Below are 15,451 nucleotides of genomic sequence, written 5' to 3' on the forward strand. Positions count from 1 at the left end.
GACCCTGGGGCCGCCCTGCCCGATCAAGCAGGAGCGGGGCAAATCTAGTCTTCATTCAGGTCCAGGAGCAGGTAGGTCTCCCGGCCCGATCTCTCAATCCTCAATCGAATCGCAGAAGCAAGCGAAAGCCGGGATGCTGCCTCTGTATAATCATCCATGGTGACAATGCTGATATCGAACTGCGGGGAACTCATCTCCACAAGCCGGTCACCAGCAAGCAGTCCCGCCTCTTTTGCGGGACTCTTGTCCTCAACACTGACCACAAATACCCCTTCCTCATTCGCCCTTGCATTGGACGAGGGAGGGAGAGAACGAACCCTCATTCCGGCAAAGTGATCCGGAGAGGCCTTCTTGAGAGCGGGGGTGGTCCGCCCGGATTCTGACTCGGGAAAACGGGCCAGCTTCACTTTCTTATCGTGAAACTCCCCATCGCGGAAATAACGGATCTTCACCTTGTCGCCAGGATCTTTCCCGGCAACCAGCAGGCGGAAATGATTCAGATCTCCCAGTTCTTCCCCATCAAACTCCACCAGAACATCGCCGGCCAGAAGACCTGCCCGGTCCGCAGGCTCGCCGGGGCTGACCCGGTCAATCAGGATTCCCTTTTCCAGGTCCGAGCCATAGTAATCTGCCCAGTGGGTATCCAGTTCCTTGGGCGCCACGCCGAGAAAGGCTCTTTCCACATTGCCATGGATTCTAAGGTCACGAAGCACGCGCTTGGCGAGGTTTACGGGAATGGCAAAGCCGATTCCCTCGGAACCCGCGTTCATCGCGGCGTTGATACCGATGACACGGCCCTGGATATCCACCAGCGGCCCGCCACTGTTGCCGAAATTGATCGCTGCATCGGTCTGGATGAAGTCCTGAAAGCGGGGAGCTCCGCCCCGGATATCCAGTTCACTCCGACCCTTGGCGGAAATCACTCCCACGGTCAGGGTGCCTTCCAACTCTCCGAGGGGATTGCCCACGGCAACGGCCCAGTCCCCCACATGTGCCTCATCGCTGTCTCCGAGTGTCAGATAGGGGTATTTGCGCTTTGAGGGATCATCAATCCGAAGAAGGGCCAGATCCGTGTCCGGGTCGGATCCCACAAGCTCCGCGCTCAGGGCCTCGTCATGCCCGGCCAGACGGATCTTCAGTTCCGTCGCTCCGGCCACTACATGATTGTTGGTCAGGACATAGCCCTCACCGTCGATCAGGAAACCGGAACCGGAACCGGGAACCTCCTGCTCCTGGATACCTTCCCGGGGGAACATCTGATGAAAACGAAAGCCCGGAAGCTCCGGATGGTTCATCGTTCGGGTGACTTCCACAGAAACCACCGCGGGAACCACCTTCTCCGCCACTGTCCGGAAGGGACTGACAATTCCCTGGTTCATGTCGTAAGCCGTTCTCGCAGAAGCAGTTCCGGCAATCATAAGCAATGCGGAAACCACAGACAGAAAACGTCCTGACATCATGCAATTCCTTTCCTGTGTGGCTTGGGGCCCGAATACAGAAAACCTGGCCCCTGCGCCGACCATTCAAATCAGCCGGGGCAGAAAATGCCCGGTTCAATGCTGAAATACCGCTCCCATGTTGGAAAGTTCCCGAAATTCCTTCCGAAAGTGCTTTTTATTCACTAGTCTTCTCTTTCACAAGGAGTCGCATGAGTTCCGAATCCGTTTTCTTTCTTTCTGACGCCCATTTCCGCAGCCGGGATTCCGACTCGGAACGGGAAAAACTCCGCCGTTTCCGGGCATTTCTCGAGAAGATTGAAGGTGCCGAACACCTTTACCTTCTCGGCGACATCTTCGACTTCTGGTTTGAGTATCGACGCGTGTTGCCAAAGGGCTATGGAGAGGTTCTCTTTCCCCTGCGCCGCCTCCGGGATTCGGGAACCGGCCTGACCTTCATTGGAGGAAACCATGACTACTGGCTGGGTTCCTTTCTCCGGGACGAGTTGGGTGCAGACATCGCTCCCGATGGATGTCGTGTGGAGATACAGGGGAAGCGACTGCTTCTCCTCCACGGAGATGAACTCCTCAGCGGAGACTGGTCCTACAAGATGCTCAAGTCCCTGATTCGCAATCCCCTTTTCATCTCCGCCTCCCGCCTGCTCCACCCCGACTTCACCTTCTGGGCCGCCGACCGTCTGGCGAACTCCAGTCGTCTCTTTGGCCGCCCTGCATCCATGAAACGGGATGCCAAGAAGAGTCTGCGACTACAGCCCCTCCTGGGCCAGGAAATCGATGCCCTTCTCTTCGGGCACCTTCACCTGGCTTTTCACTGGATTCTTGGCGAAAAGGAAATGGTCTGCCTGGGGGACTGGATCCAGCACTTCTCCCATGCGGAGCTTCAGGGAGGAGTCCTCACCCTGAAAGATGCAGAAGGACGAATAATCGAAAAGGAAACTGCGCCTGAACTCTAGTGGAGGTCCACACTGATTCCGAAGTGGTGGGAGTTCCCAAGATCGTTCAGCAGGTTCATGAAGGCGTAATCCAGGTAATAGCGACCCCAGTGAATTGTTCCCCCCGCCGTCAGACCCTGGGATTCGTAGCCGTACTTGTAGCCCACGCGCAGAGACGCAATCTGCTGATAATCAAACTCAAAGCCCAGATGATGACGGGTGTTCATGGCCTTCGCCTCCCCGATTGCATCATCGCTGGAGATGTCTCCATCGCCGACCAGAAGCAGGTCGTAGGCGAGAAGTGCTGAACCGTCCAGAATCATGGGCGGACGCCAGGCAAGGCCGGCCTTCATGGTCAGGGGAGCGGAGAAAGTCTCCTCCCGATACTTCATGGCCTGGCCGAAGTGCTGAAGAACTCCCGCAAAGGTCAGGCCCGGGATCTTCGTTTCCAGCAGGGCTCCCGCATCGAAAAGCAAGCCTCTTGCGCTGTCCTCATGAAGGCGGCTGTAGATCCACTTCGTTCCCATGCCCAGATGAAGGCCCTCAGGCAGGAAGCCAAAGCTCCCTCCCCAGGCAAGATGAAAGGCCATGTCAAAGGCCGAGAAGTGGCCGACAGGATCCCCGGGACCCTCGTAGAGTTCCATCTCGTCCATGGTCAGGGCTGTGAGCCCGAAGCCCAGAGTTCCCCGCTCGCCGCCGCTCAAGGGATAACTCATCCCCAGAAACTCCTGCCTTGTTGAGAGGATCCACTCCTTGTGCGACACATACAAGTCAGCAGATGAAAGAGACAGTCCTGCAGGATTCCAGTAGAGAGCCGTTCCACCGGAACTCACGGCGGTTTGAGCTTCGCCCATTCCCCCGGCGCGCGCGCCCGCACCCAGACGAAGGAAGAGCAGACCCGAGGTTCCGGCCTCATAGGCCTGGGAAGAAACTGCGAAGAGCAGGAAAAGAATCAGGCTGCGTTTCATGCCAACTCCCGATTAGCGGATCACAGCAAGGCTGCCGGTTTTCAGGCGCCCGCTGTTCTCCGAGTGGATACGATAAAAGTAAACTCCCGGGGCAAGGCCGTCCACCAGGACTTCCGCCTGCCAGGGGCTGAAGCCATCCAGATCGGCTTCCTCCCGATAAAGTAGCTGCCCCTCCAGATCATAGAGTTCCAGATGAACATGATCCGGGCTGTCGGATTCCACAGTCCAGTGAACGACATCCTGCGCCGGGTTGGGCCAGCAATGGGCGATAAGCCAGGACTCGCTCCCGGAACTGGACACCCAGGCCTTCGAAGAGGCAAGCCTCCGGCTTCGCCGGGCATCGCTCCCCCCCATGGCCCAGGGAGAGCTGAAGCCCTCAGGGGAAGGGGAGTCCACGCTCCAGAAGTGCAAGCGCGGCGAGCTATGGAGAGTGTCCTCTTCAGCCGTGCTGCTTTCAGCCAGCTCAAAGAAACGAAGACCCATGATCTTCCCTTCGGCTCCGGGCAGGATCAGCGGGCTGGAGATCTGGTTCCCGCCGATGGGAAGAGGAGTGCCGGAAGGGTTGCCATCGGAAAAAAGTCGCCCATCCCGACTAAGAAGCAGGGGCCGATCCTTCCCCGACTCATCACGGAGAAGCAAGGCCCAAACGGCAGGAAGGTCCTCAAGAATCAAGGGCGCGCTCATGGGAATCGATGTGGCCCCATCCTCTCTCATCACAGCATCGGCTGTGAAGAAGGACACCGCATCGGAAAGAAGTGACAGGACTTCCAGATTCCCCTCTCCCCGGGGATCCAGCGGCAGCACGGTGCCCCCGAAACCCTGCATCGTTTCTGAATGGAAAAAGAACTCGCCGGCCTGGGGCCCCCCGAAGCGTCCTTCCGGATACCAGAGACTGAGGAGCCCTTCTCTTTGCACGAGGATTTCATCCACACCATCGGCATCCAGATCCCCGCAGGCCAGGTCCACACGCCCGAAGAGAGAGTCGAGGGAGAAGGATCCCAGGATTTCCTCTGCGCCAGCTCCCAGCCGCCAGACACGGGTTTCCCCGGCTACTGAGTCGGCAAGTGCAATGTGAAAACTGGCAAGAGAGGGGGCGGGATGGTCGTAGCCCCGCTCCTCAGTGGGAACATCAAGCCCCAGGGCGGGATCGGAAACCGGAACTCCGGGGAACACTCCCGACCAGGCCTGCTCCCAGTTGCCGAAATCACTCACTTCTCCCGCTGAGAGGTTCCAGATCCGCAGACGCGTTTCTGCCTGCCCCTGCCCGGAGTCGGGCAAAACCTCTGCAAGCAGGATCTCCATTCCCGGAGCTCCCCCAAGATCGAAGAGCATGGCTCCGGAATGAAACTCACCTCCCAGAGAGAGGCTTCCCAGAGATGAGACAAGTTGCCCATCCCTCGTGAGGGCCAGCCAATCCTCCTGACCGTCCCCGTCGAGATCCCCGGCAAGGAGCGAGCCGATGCAGTCCCCTTCGAAAGCGTGAAGGTCCTCTGGAACAAGGTCCCTCACTTCCGAGACATAGCTGCTATCCCCGGCTTCATCGTAGGACAGGTAGAGAAAGGCATCCTCCATCAGCAATGGATCTCCCCGAGGGAAGCGGGAAGGCAAGGCCACTTCCTCGACGGACATGTTTGGATCGCTTTCCCAGCGGGCGGTAATGCCCATGGCCGGACCCTGAGAACCAATGGAATGGAAACGCCAACCCGTGTCACTTCCCTCAGCATCCCGGGTAGAGGGAAGACTGTTCTCGTCCAGGGATGTCCGGGTTTCGGGCAGGGCAATGCCGGGAGAAAGGGTGTCGCCCTCTGCCCGGAAAGCGTCAAAATCACTGCCCCAGGATTCTGAATAGAAGCCTCTTACACGAAGATCGGGATAGCCGTCCGCCTCCAGGAGACAAACACCGTAGTGATCGTTCCAGGCATTGATCACATTGCTTCCGCCCTCAAAGCTCATGCGAAGCAACTCTTCATCGATGCGCCAGATCAGAAGACCGCTTCCCAACTGGTCGTCACTCGAACTGGTCTTGGTCGTGTAATAATCGAACTCCGCGCCCAGCAGACTCTCGCCACTGTCGGGTATCCCGTTGGCATTGCTGTCGTCAAAGGTGAAGATCGAATCCCCGTTGGCATCCTGATTCCGGTTTTCCACGAGGAAATACTCACGATCACTGATCGGGAACTTCAGGATCGCAGAGTCCCCGTTGCCGGCAGAGTATTCAAGCACGCGAAGGGAAAGTCCTCCCCCCTCCTCCGGGGACAGGCAATCGTCCTTGCCGACAAGTACCGGATCGGCCCAGCCAAGAAGCATACGGTTGAAGGCTGAAGGAGGCCCGGGCACAAAGCCGAGAGCATTCCAGAGTCCGCTGCTCATCAGTTCAAAGTTGCCGGCACCCTGGGCACGCGGTTCGAGATAGTCGTTCAGGCTGACCATTCCCAGGTAGCCTGCCATCTGGTGGACATAGACACCCAGGGTTCCCAGAATCGTGGGATAATCCCCGGTTTCCTCAATCTCTTTCTCGGGTGCAATACAGAATCGTTGCAGATAAAAGCTGCTGTCCTGATCGGCGGTTGCAATTCCCTGAAAACCGGGAATGGAGTCGACAAAGGTCTCCTGCAGCGACTCGTAGTCGACATAGCCGCTCCAGAGTTGCTCGGGGGAATCTCGCCAGAGATCGGACTCCTGCCCGCTTCCTGCGTGAATCATGAGAACCAGATCATAGGCGGAAAAATCAAGATCCGGATCCGCAAGAGCCACTGCATCAAGAGCCAGTGAGTGGCCCCCTTCCACCCAGTCCAGATCATCGTCGCCGTAGTCTTCCATTTTCCCGGGGAGAACACGGATAGAATCCTGAAGGCTGTATTGCAGGTCCACCCTCCCCCCGGAAACCGTCCGGTAGTAGTCCCGGACCCTCTCCAGCTTGCGCTCGAACCAGTCGAGGGTTTCCACTCCCAGAGTGTCAGCGAAATCGTAGTAGAGAGAATCGAAGGAGGCGTCGGAAAACTCGAGAAGCAGGGCCAGAATGGAGACTGTGCCCTCGACCTGCCCGGAGCGGTTCCCGTTCAGCCAGTGAAGATTGCGCGGGCTCAGGGGTCGGGGGCTTTCCGGAATCTCCCAGCCGCCCGGGGATTGGCTTTCAGGATCCGGAGCAGGGGGAACCGGAAGGGCCAGCACCGACAGGGCAAGGACCAAGGTGAGGAAGAAAGCCAAGGAGACGCTTTGCAGGCGCCGGGCCGGGTTTGTCATCAAGGCTACCTTCCGTGTTGAAACAGGGTCCAATCGGCGCGGAAGTATAGACAGCACCCGTCAAAGCGTCAAGAAATCGCCCGCAAGCTCAGGGATCCTTCTTCAGAAGATTGGAAAGGAAGCTGCCCTTTCTCTCGGGCGGACCGAGCGAGATCTCGGTCACCCCGTCTTCCAGTGCATTGAGTTCGCCCAGCAGTGCATCGAGATCAATCCCGTGGATGCTGGAGGCCATGGAAAGAGGCTCCGTGGTAATGGCCGGGCAGGTAAAGCAGCCCTTGCCCATGTACTTCTGGATTACTTCATCCGCACCCTTCTTGATGGAAAACACTTCTCCAATCAGGGTATCCCCGGTGATTTCCGCCATCTCAGGCTCCCTTCTTCACGGGGACAAGACCCCGGAACATCACGAACAGGAAGATCAGAACCCCGAGAAACTCCATGCCGCCGCCCAGGTAAAGTAGCCAGTCATGGGGATTGCCCTTCCCCCGGAAGTACCAGCCGAGAAGCATGGCCGACAGGCCCAGAGTGGCAATGTAGAAGTGCAGGGTTGCCCAGGCCCAGGGAATGATCGCATGACCCTGGAAGCGGGGGATGATGTGGTAGCCCACTCCGAATACCATCATGCTCATAAAGCCCAGAAGAAGCAGGTGAACATGAATGGGGCGGAAAGCCATCATTGAAGCCTGCGACGTCATCAGAAGCCCCAGTCCAAAACCGAGAACCAGACTAATGACCGAGACCCGGATAAAGTTCTTCGCATAGGTTTCCATCAAGTGCTTTCCTTCCTGCGGATGCTGAAGACATAACGCTCGCCGCCCTCAAGGGGAGATTCCGTACACACAAGGCAGGATTCTCCCTCGGAGGCTGTCCTGATAAAGGAGTTCATCCACTCCAGATGCAAGGGGAAGATTTCGGAACTTCCCAGCCCACTCTCCTCCCAGTACTTCGAAAGAACAAGAGTCGGCCAGGCCCAGTCGAAACGGTCCTCTGACTCCGCAAGGATCTCTCCCGCGACGTCACAGGGCATTCCCTCAAGCCAAACCTCGCGAAGTGCCCCGAAAAGCGCCCGGGGTTCCGTAGAACCCTTGCCTGCAGCACGAAGCTTCTCCCCCCAAGCCGATCCATCGGAGGAGAAGAGTTCCCGCAAGGTATCCGCCCCCTCCGCTTGTTCCAGGCCCCAGGCAATCAGGCCCGCTTCGCGAGACTGCACGGTGGCAATCATGGCATCCAGCGCCGGGTGGATTCCCTGCCCGGCAAGCAACTCTTCCAGGTCGGCACCCTCGAATTGACCGGGGAACCGTCCCTTCAGGCTATTCCAGCACTCGACGGCCTCGTCCCCGTATTTATCCTGAAGCCCGCGGGAAAGTACTTCGCCCCGGGACTCGCAGAGACAGACCTGTGCAAAAATCCAATGGTGAATGGGACCAAGAAATTGGCTCATCTTCCTCCTTCATTGAGGAAAAGATGAGCCGTGGAAGAAGAAAACGCCTTGATACATGTCAAGCTTACTCCAAAGCAAGCTCACGGAGACCGGATTCGTCCAGAACCCGGATGCGCTTGCCATCAACCTGAATCAGGCCCTGCTCGGACAGAATACGAAGAGACCGGGAAAGACTTTCTGCCGTTGTGCCGAGAAGCCTCGCCAGTTCTCCTTTTCCCACGGGGAGTTCGATTTCATCACTGTCACCGTGGCGCTCCCTTTCCCTCAGGAGCCAGAGTGCCAGCCTCGCCCGAACCTCCCGAATGGAAAGATCCTCAATAATGCGCCGAAACTCTATGAGCTTTCGGGCCATGGAAAAAAGAACCTGTCGGGAGAAAGTGGGGTTCTCGCAAAGCAAGCGAAGAAAGGGGGCTGCGGGCACATGGATCAGTCGGCAATCTTCCATGGCCACAGCATTGACCGGCCATTGACGATGCCCCAGTGCAGCCGCTTCCCCAAAGCTCTCGCCCTTGCGAATGAAGTGGAGAACCTGTTCCCGCCCTGAACTGCCACTGACGCTGACTTTCACCATTCCCTGGCTGACGATGTAGAATCCCATCACCTCATCGCCGGCATGAAACACCGATTCACCCTTCCCATGCTTCTGCTTGCTGGCAATTTCGATGACCTTCTCAAGAAAGTCCTGGGAGAGTTCCTGAAAAAAGGGCGAGGCCTTCAGTTCAATCAAAATCGACATGATCCCCGTCCCAGAGTGCGACCTCGATTTCCCAGCCGGTGGGATCCTTGAGATACCAGGCCGTCGAATGGGGCCAGCGAATGGGGCCATCATAGAGAATCTCCAGATTCTCCCTTTCGATGATATCGAGCCATTCCTTTTCATCCGTGATCCGCAGACCGAAGTGGTTGAGTCCGTGCAGTCCTCGCTTTCGCATCTCGAAGCGGTCGTGAAGTTCACAGTCGGGGTATTCGTAGATGCAAAGCAAGGCTTCGCCCGCCCGGATTACGCCCCACTTCGTGCCGTCCTGCACTCCTTCTTCCACCAGTTTGAATCCGAAAACCCGAGAGTACCAAGTCACTGTATCCTCAAAGGAAGAGATGCTGAGATTCAGATGATCCAAAAAACGAAGGTTCACGAATCTCCTTTTCTCCTTCGGCGAAAGCGCTGAGCCAGGCGCTGAGCCATTTCTCCAAAGAGCTCCGTCTGTGTAGGATGGGGATGCACGGCCTCGGACAACTGGTAGACCGTGACTCCCGCAGTGACCAGTGCCACGGCCTCTCCGACAAGAGTGTCCGCATGCTCGGCCAAAAGATGGACCCCGAGAATCCGGCCGTCCTCTTCGGAGGCCAGCATTTTGATGAGTCCGTGCTTCTCGCGATGGATGGCAGCCATGGCATCCACGCTGAGGGGCAGTTTCATTTCACCGGCGGCAATTCCGCGTTCTTTCGCCTCCGCCAGACTAAGACCGAAGGAGGCCACCTGCGGACGGGAGAAGATCACTCCTCCATCCAGATCCGGATCGTATTCGCAGTGCTCTCCAAGAATGTTCCGGGCCGCCACTCGACCCTCTCGCGATGCGCTGTGAGCCAGCATGCGTCCGCCACTCACATCGCCCACGGCATAGATGCCTTCCACCGAGGTCCGGCAGCTCTTGTCCGTCGTGAGAAAAGTACCGACGGAATCCAGTCCAAGGGATTCGAGCCCCAGTTTAGCGAAGTCGGGACGCTTTCCCGTGGCCAGAATCAGGTGATCCACTTCCTGCGTGTCAGAATCCGAATGAAGGATCAGGTGATCTTCACGAACTTCAATCTTCTGCAAGGGGCAGGAGGTCCGGATCTCCAGCCCGGCTTCCTCTCTAAGAGCCTCTTCGAGCTTCGAGGAAATCTCCTTTTCCATCTCCGGAAGGATGCGGTCGAGAATCTCGTAAACCCGAACCCGGCTACCGAAGTCCGCAAAAATCTGTGCCATCTCAATGCCAATGGCACCTGCGCCCAGTACGGCCAGTCGCTGCGGAACTGCCTCCAGATCCCAGACACTGTCGCTCGTGCTGGCCCGGCTCTTTTCCAGAGCTTCCTTCAGGCCCTCGACAGGAGGAAGGAAGGGTGGAGCGCCAACGGCGATGACGGCCGTGTCAAAGGAGTAGCTCTCCCCGGACACTTCCAGTGTCCCGGGGGCCGTAAATCGCGCCCGACCCTCGATGTAGTTGATTTTCGCAGAAGCGTCGGTCTTGAGTGCCAAGGCCCCGCGTTCCTCCTGCAAGCGACGGCGAAAGTCCTGCAGAGCTTTCCAGTCCAGGGCAGGAGCCTCTGCGGAGACAAGGGCGAACTCCGCATTTCGGCGACTGTCCCGGATCCGGTCTGCCGTCGCCCGCCAGATCTTGGAGGGAATGCAGCCTCTCCACAGACACTCTCCGCCGGGCAGGGGGGCATCGTTGACAAGAGCCGTCGAATGGCCGGAGGAGGAGAGAAGGCGGGCACAGTCCTCTCCGCCGGGGCCGGCCCCGATGACGATCGTTTTGAAATGCTTTTCAGAGTTCATGATTCTCCCTAGAGAGATCATTCACAATCAGGGTTTCGGGTCAAGTCTTTCAGAAGAGTCCAGCTTTCTGGAAAACCCCAGAATCACCGTCCTCGGTCGCCCCGCCTGCGTGGGAAGGGACAGGTGGTGTCCATCGACCTCGTATTCCCGATCCATCAGGTTTTCGACATCCAGAGAGAGAAGCCAGGAGCCGGGCAGACTGCTGCTCAGTCTCAAGCCCAGCAAGGCATAGGCTTCGATCTTCTTCCGCTCTCCTGATGGAGGTATAACTGGGAGCCTCGATGCAGGGAAGAAAAGGAAATCCCGAAATCTGCAAACTGTTTCCGGAGTGAGAAATTGTCCGGGTCTCCGGGCGGAGATTGAGAGGGGTTTCCTCCGGGCCGCTGGAGGCATCAAGAGTCTCATGGTTCACGCGAAGCTGAAGGTCCTTTCCGGGTTTCCAGACTCCCTCCCACTCCCAGCCATTCATCTGGACGGATTCCAGATTCACGAAACGCCAGGGCATGCCCTGAGAGAAATCCCGCTCGACCAGGTTCGAGACATTCGATTCAAAGCGGGTCAGCCGCAACTGGATCGCCTGGCTCAGGTGAAGGTCCAGTCCCGCGTCCCAGCCGATACTGGATTCCGAAAGAAGATCCGGATCTCCCCACCCCGGTGCCGGTGCAGTCAAATAGAACTCACGAAGCGCAGGGAAGCGGCTTCCGCGATAGGCCTGTCCACGAGCCCTCAATTCAGGCCACGAGTATTCCGGAGTGAGCCTTCGTGAAAACCCGAGATGCCCGGCAAAGGCCGCTTCCGCGCTCGAATGCCAGTCTCCCCGAAGACCGGCCTCGCTCCTCATGCCACCCGGGTTCTCGTGGGTCCAGCGGAGGAAACTCCCCAGAATGCTCTCCGCCTGCCTTCCTCCCAGAAAAAGCATGTCCGCTGAGTCCCTGCGCCATTGCAATCCCGTGCCCAGAATCGTCCCGCTGCCAAGCACGCGGTGAAAGGACAGTTCGGCACCAGTCCCGAGAGTTTTGAAAGGACTCTCCGACTTCAGGGTGTCGAGACTTGCATCCGTATAGGAATCGAGAACACTGCTTTCCCCAATTCCATAAACACTCAGGTTCCAGCGGCTACGCGAGGAAAGGCGGCCCTGAAGGCGAGCAGACAAGCGGGTGTTCTTCCAGTCACGGAAACGCTCGTAACGGTTCGGCATAATGGGAACCCCGTACTCGCCAAAGGCCACTCCTGCATCCAGATGGAATCTCCCGTGGAGACTTCTCAATCTCGCCCCCAGATGGTGAAGCCGGGAGTCACCGTTGGGAAGGTGGCCCTCGCTTTCTTTCTGCCCCGCTTCCAGACTCCACTCCGCAGCGGGACTCTGCCAGGCCCGGGAACCATCCAGAGAGAAAAGCCCCCGGCTCCCCCCCCGTGCCGTCAGTTCTGAAGCATCTTGAGGATCCCGGCCGAGAATGTTGATGACCCCTCCCTGGGCATTCGGGCCGAAATGCGTTCCCCCGGCACCGCGAATCACCTGAAGTTGCTGAAGGCGGCCGGAAGGGAAGGCAAGTGAATTGCTCCCTTGATCACCCCCTCCATCTGTACACCGGGAGCGGTTTCCAGAATTCGGGAAAGAGGGCGTGCCCCCTGCTCTTCAAGATCCCGAAGATTGAGATCATAAACAGGAGTGGGAAGTCTCTCGGGAAGGAGGAACTCCCTGCGGGCGGTCACAAGAATCGCTTCCGGGACTTCCCAGTCAGCAGGTCCTTCGGCTCTTCGGGTTTGAAGAGAATCAGACTCCTGAGCAAAAAGACCGGAAGCAAGAAGCAAGAGGATTGTGAGGGTTCTCATTGCATCTCCTTTCTGGCGAGAGTATCTGGAAACTGCCCTGCAGGCAAGGCTCAGGATGCATCGGGAACCTGGTGAACTCTTCCCTGATCCGAAGGATTCCGTTATAATGGGGGCGAATCAGGAGGAATATGAAGCAAATCTGTCTTCCCCTTGCTCTTGCCGTGTTCACACTGGCTCCAGCGCTACAGGCCTGTTCTCGCGACCTGCTTCCCCTTCCCTCTCACGCTGCGCCGCTCCAGGGAGACCGAAGCTGGGCAACGGACTACAGTCATCTGATCAGTGTGCCGGTTTCCAACTACGACTCGGACTGCAATCCCTGGCTCACGCCCGATGAAGACGAGATCTTCTTCATTCGCGCCTCGGGCCATGCGGGCCCGGCAGATGATGAGTTCGAGGGAATCTGGGACATCTACCACGCTGAGTGGGACGAAGTGGAGGGTACTTGGGGGCCCGTCAGCAATCTGGGCCCCAACGTAAATTCCGAGAATGCCGATCGCAGTCCCACGACCACGGCTGATGGCGACACGCTTCTCTTTCACAGTGGCAATTTCATCTTCTGTTCCATTCGAATTGGCGGAGAGTTTCAGGAGTCGCAACTCATCCAGAACGGAACCGACCCCTGCCTGAGCCTGGACGGGCGGACTCTCTACTATGCTCTGGACAAGGACATCTGGGTCTGCAGCCGGGGCCCGAGCGGTGCGATCGACGACTGGGTCGACCACCAGGAGCTGGGACCCAATATCAACAGCCTCAAGGCAGAGGTTCGACCCTTCATCTCTCAAAATGACAGTCTCCTCTTCTTTTCCGATTTCTCCAACCCCCGCCCGGGAGGTTACGGAGATGCGGACATCTGGGTCAGCGAATGGGTCGAAGGAGACTGGGGGCCCGCAGAGAACATTGGCGCACCCCTCAACATGGACCGGCCTCTTTGTTCCACCTGGGTCTCTTCTGACCTGAACCGCTTTTATGGTGCAAGCGAATCCTATGAAGGGAGTGCGGGCACAGAAGATATCTGGATTTCCTATCTGGATTCCATCGTGGAGCCGGAACTGGTGATTGCTTCACCCGGGGTCTGGGTTCAACTGGGTGAACTGGAAGGAGCCTGGAATGTCTATGACATGGCCGAGGATGCCAGCGGGATGCTCTTTGCGGCGACGGCTCCCTCTGCCCGGGTCTACCGATCCAGTGATGCGGGCGAATCCTGGGAAGCCTGTGCGGAACTTCCGGGAGCCATGATCGCCCACTCCCTGCTGAATACCAGTGCCGGGGATCTTCTTGTCGGAACCTATCCCTTCGGCGACATATTCCTCTCCAGTGATCAGGGAGACACATGGACTCTCTCTTCCAATCTCCCGACGGCCACGGCCGTACGTGCCCTCTACGAACTCTCCGATGGTCGCATTCTCGCAGGGACTTCTCCAGAATGTCTGCTATTTCACAGCCTGGATGGAGGAAGCAACTGGTCTCTTCTCTCGCCCCTGTCGAGTCTGAAGAATGGCGTCACGGTGCTTTTTGAAAGCTCGAACGGACTCCTGATGGCGGGTGGTTGGGGCAACCCCATGGTTTCAATCAATGGAGGCAACCACTGGAACACTCTCTACACCTTCAGCGGGATGGCCAGCATTGAGGCTTTCCTGGAAACTCCCGGCGACACTCTCTGGATGAGTGGCTGGGGGCATAACGAGATGGGCTTTGCCAAGTTCAGTACTGACCTCGGGATCAACTGGCAGGACAGCGGAGACATTGGACATGGGCAGATCCATGCAGTTCGTGTCTATGACATCGAGCAGTTCGATGATTCCTCGCTCATTGTGGGATACCAGCCGGGGCCCGACTCCGTGGCCTGCCGTTCCTGGGACGGTGGCCAGAACTGGGAAAACCTCCCTCCCCTCGAAGGGGCTCATGAGATTCTCCGTTTCTTTGAAACCTCTGCGGGAGATCTTCTCGCCTGCACCACTCCCAACGGTGACATATTCCGCTATAACCCGGAGGCAGTTGCTGTCCCCGGAGAACCTGGAGATCATCCCTTTGCCGTTTCCGGGCTGATCGGAGGATTCCCGAATCCCTTCCGGGAAAGCACCCGCCTGTCTTGGAGAATCGCTGAAGACGGTCCCGTGGAACTCAGTGTTCTGGATGTTCGCGGACGGAGAGTCGCCCGTCTTCTTCAAGAGTCCTTGCCCGAGGGCTATCACGAACTGGAATGGAATGGTCGCGATCAGGAGGGAAACCGGGTCGCTGCGGGTGTCTACTTCCTGAGAATGAAATCTCATGATACCGTAAGCTATCAGAAAGTTCTTCACCTTCGATAAGGAGTCTCATGCGAAGGATCGCTTTCCTCCTCCTCTTCCTTCTGGCCTGCACACCCCAGGGCGGACCCGGGCATGGTTCCGGCGCTCGGGAGTTTGACCAGTTTGCCAGGGAAGTCTTTGCACCGATCTACCCCCTGCTTGCCCAGCAGATCCTCGAGGACACAGGCATCAGCGAAGGGCATTGTCTGGACATCGGCTCGGGCGGCGGATACCTCGGAATCGAGATTGCTCGCATGAGCGGCATGAAGGTGGTTCTCGGCGACATCGATCGCGCAGCTCTTCGTATTGCCGACCGAAACCTGAAAGAGGCCGGACTCCGAAGACAGGTCTCGACCCGCTATGCGAACGTTCAGAGTTTGCCTTTTGCAGACAAGAGTTTCGATCTCGTGGTGAGCCGTGGATCCTTTCTATTTTGGGAGGACAAGAAACTCGCATTCTCGGAGATCGCTCGGGTTCTCAAGAAGGGCGGCGCGGCCTATATCGGAGGAGGAATGGGTCGCAGAATGCCCAAGGAGGCCCGCTCCAGCATCAAGGAAGAGATGAAGATTCGGGGTATCGGTCCCGAGGGAGTTAGCAAGCTAAGCCCTGAAGAGATGGAATCCATCCTGAAGGAGGCCGGCATCCGGAACTTCAAAATCCTCGGGGATGGCCCTCAGGACTTCACCTGCAAGTGTGGAATGTGGGTGCAGTTCGATGGATTTGAGCGCATGTGACAAGAGGCTGGCCGCAGAC

At 57.8% G+C, this 15,451-nt stretch carries 14 protein-coding genes; 3 read left to right on the forward strand and 11 right to left on the reverse strand.

The window, feature by feature from the left end; translation table 11 throughout:
* Positions 1-44 precede the first annotated feature (44 nt).
* Positions 45-1,457, reverse strand: coding sequence for a trypsin-like peptidase domain-containing protein (locus tag QGH30_02995; protein ID MDP7021300.1), 1,413 nt, complete (start codon positions 1,455-1,457; stop codon positions 45-47).
* A gap of 191 nt (positions 1,458-1,648) precedes the next feature.
* On the opposite strand from QGH30_02995, the gene QGH30_03000 reads away from it, so the two are divergent.
* The gene (locus QGH30_03000) at positions 1,649-2,410 is read left to right on the forward strand and encodes a UDP-2,3-diacylglucosamine diphosphatase (protein MDP7021301.1); all 762 of its coding nucleotides are present in this window, start codon (positions 1,649-1,651) and stop codon (positions 2,408-2,410) included.
* Here QGH30_03000 and QGH30_03005 read toward each other — a convergent pair.
* The 10 genes from QGH30_03005 to QGH30_03050 all read right to left on the reverse strand — a co-directional run bounded on the left by QGH30_03005 (position 2,407) and on the right by QGH30_03050 (position 12,410).
* Positions 2,407-3,357 (reverse strand): PorV/PorQ family protein, encoded by a 951-nt coding sequence (locus QGH30_03005; GenBank protein MDP7021302.1) that lies wholly within the window; start codon positions 3,355-3,357, stop codon positions 2,407-2,409. The genes QGH30_03000 and QGH30_03005 overlap by 4 nt on opposite strands.
* A gap of 12 nt (positions 3,358-3,369) precedes the next feature.
* The gene (locus tag QGH30_03010; GenBank protein ID MDP7021303.1) at positions 3,370-6,600 is read right to left on the reverse strand and encodes a T9SS type A sorting domain-containing protein; all 3,231 of its coding nucleotides are present in this window, start codon (positions 6,598-6,600) and stop codon (positions 3,370-3,372) included.
* An 88-nt stretch (positions 6,601-6,688) separates the two neighbouring features.
* Positions 6,689-6,964 carry a DUF1858 domain-containing protein gene (locus tag QGH30_03015; GenBank protein ID MDP7021304.1) on the reverse strand — a complete coding sequence of 92 codons (276 nt, stop codon included), beginning with the start codon at positions 6,962-6,964 and terminating at the stop codon, positions 6,689-6,691.
* Between the two features lies 1 nt (position 6,965).
* Positions 6,966-7,370 (reverse strand): hypothetical protein, encoded by a 405-nt coding sequence (locus QGH30_03020; GenBank protein ID MDP7021305.1) that lies wholly within the window; start codon positions 7,368-7,370, stop codon positions 6,966-6,968.
* Positions 7,370-8,041: a hypothetical protein gene (locus QGH30_03025; GenBank protein MDP7021306.1), complete on the reverse strand. Its 672-nt coding sequence runs from the start codon at positions 8,039-8,041 to the stop codon at positions 7,370-7,372. The genes QGH30_03020 and QGH30_03025 overlap by 1 nt, the downstream gene beginning before the upstream one ends.
* Before the next feature lie 64 nt (positions 8,042-8,105).
* The gene (locus QGH30_03030) at positions 8,106-8,777 is read right to left on the reverse strand and encodes a Crp/Fnr family transcriptional regulator (protein ID MDP7021307.1); all 672 of its coding nucleotides are present in this window, start codon (positions 8,775-8,777) and stop codon (positions 8,106-8,108) included.
* Complete coding sequence (locus QGH30_03035) at positions 8,761-9,174, reverse strand: VOC family protein (protein ID MDP7021308.1); 414 nt, start codon at positions 9,172-9,174, stop codon at positions 8,761-8,763. The genes QGH30_03030 and QGH30_03035 overlap by 17 nt, the downstream gene beginning before the upstream one ends.
* On the reverse strand, positions 9,171-10,577 hold the full coding sequence (locus QGH30_03040; GenBank protein ID MDP7021309.1) for an NAD(P)/FAD-dependent oxidoreductase: 1,407 nt from the start codon (positions 10,575-10,577) through the stop codon (positions 9,171-9,173). Before QGH30_03040 ends, QGH30_03035 begins: the two co-directional genes overlap by 4 nt.
* A 49-nt stretch (positions 10,578-10,626) precedes the next feature.
* Entirely contained in the window at positions 10,627-12,093 is a 1,467-nt protein-coding gene (locus QGH30_03045; GenBank protein ID MDP7021310.1) for a TonB-dependent receptor, read from the reverse strand.
* Positions 12,090-12,410 carry a hypothetical protein gene (locus QGH30_03050; GenBank protein ID MDP7021311.1) on the reverse strand — a complete coding sequence of 107 codons (321 nt, stop codon included), beginning with the start codon at positions 12,408-12,410 and terminating at the stop codon, positions 12,090-12,092. The genes QGH30_03045 and QGH30_03050 overlap by 4 nt, the downstream gene beginning before the upstream one ends.
* Before the next feature lie 128 nt (positions 12,411-12,538).
* On the opposite strand from QGH30_03050, the gene QGH30_03055 reads away from it, so the two are divergent.
* Both QGH30_03055 and QGH30_03060 read left to right on the forward strand, forming a co-directional pair.
* The gene (locus QGH30_03055) at positions 12,539-14,719 is read left to right on the forward strand and encodes a FlgD immunoglobulin-like domain containing protein (protein MDP7021312.1); all 2,181 of its coding nucleotides are present in this window, start codon (positions 12,539-12,541) and stop codon (positions 14,717-14,719) included.
* An 8-nt stretch (positions 14,720-14,727) separates the two neighbouring features.
* Positions 14,728-15,432, forward strand: a complete 705-nt coding sequence (locus QGH30_03060) for a class I SAM-dependent methyltransferase (protein MDP7021313.1) — start codon at positions 14,728-14,730, stop codon at positions 15,430-15,432.
* Positions 15,433-15,451: the final 19 nt, after the last annotated feature.

This window comes from Candidatus Krumholzibacteriia bacterium (assembly GCA_030748535.1).
Lineage (GTDB): Bacteria > Krumholzibacteriota > Krumholzibacteriia > JACNKJ01 > JACNKJ01 > JASMLU01.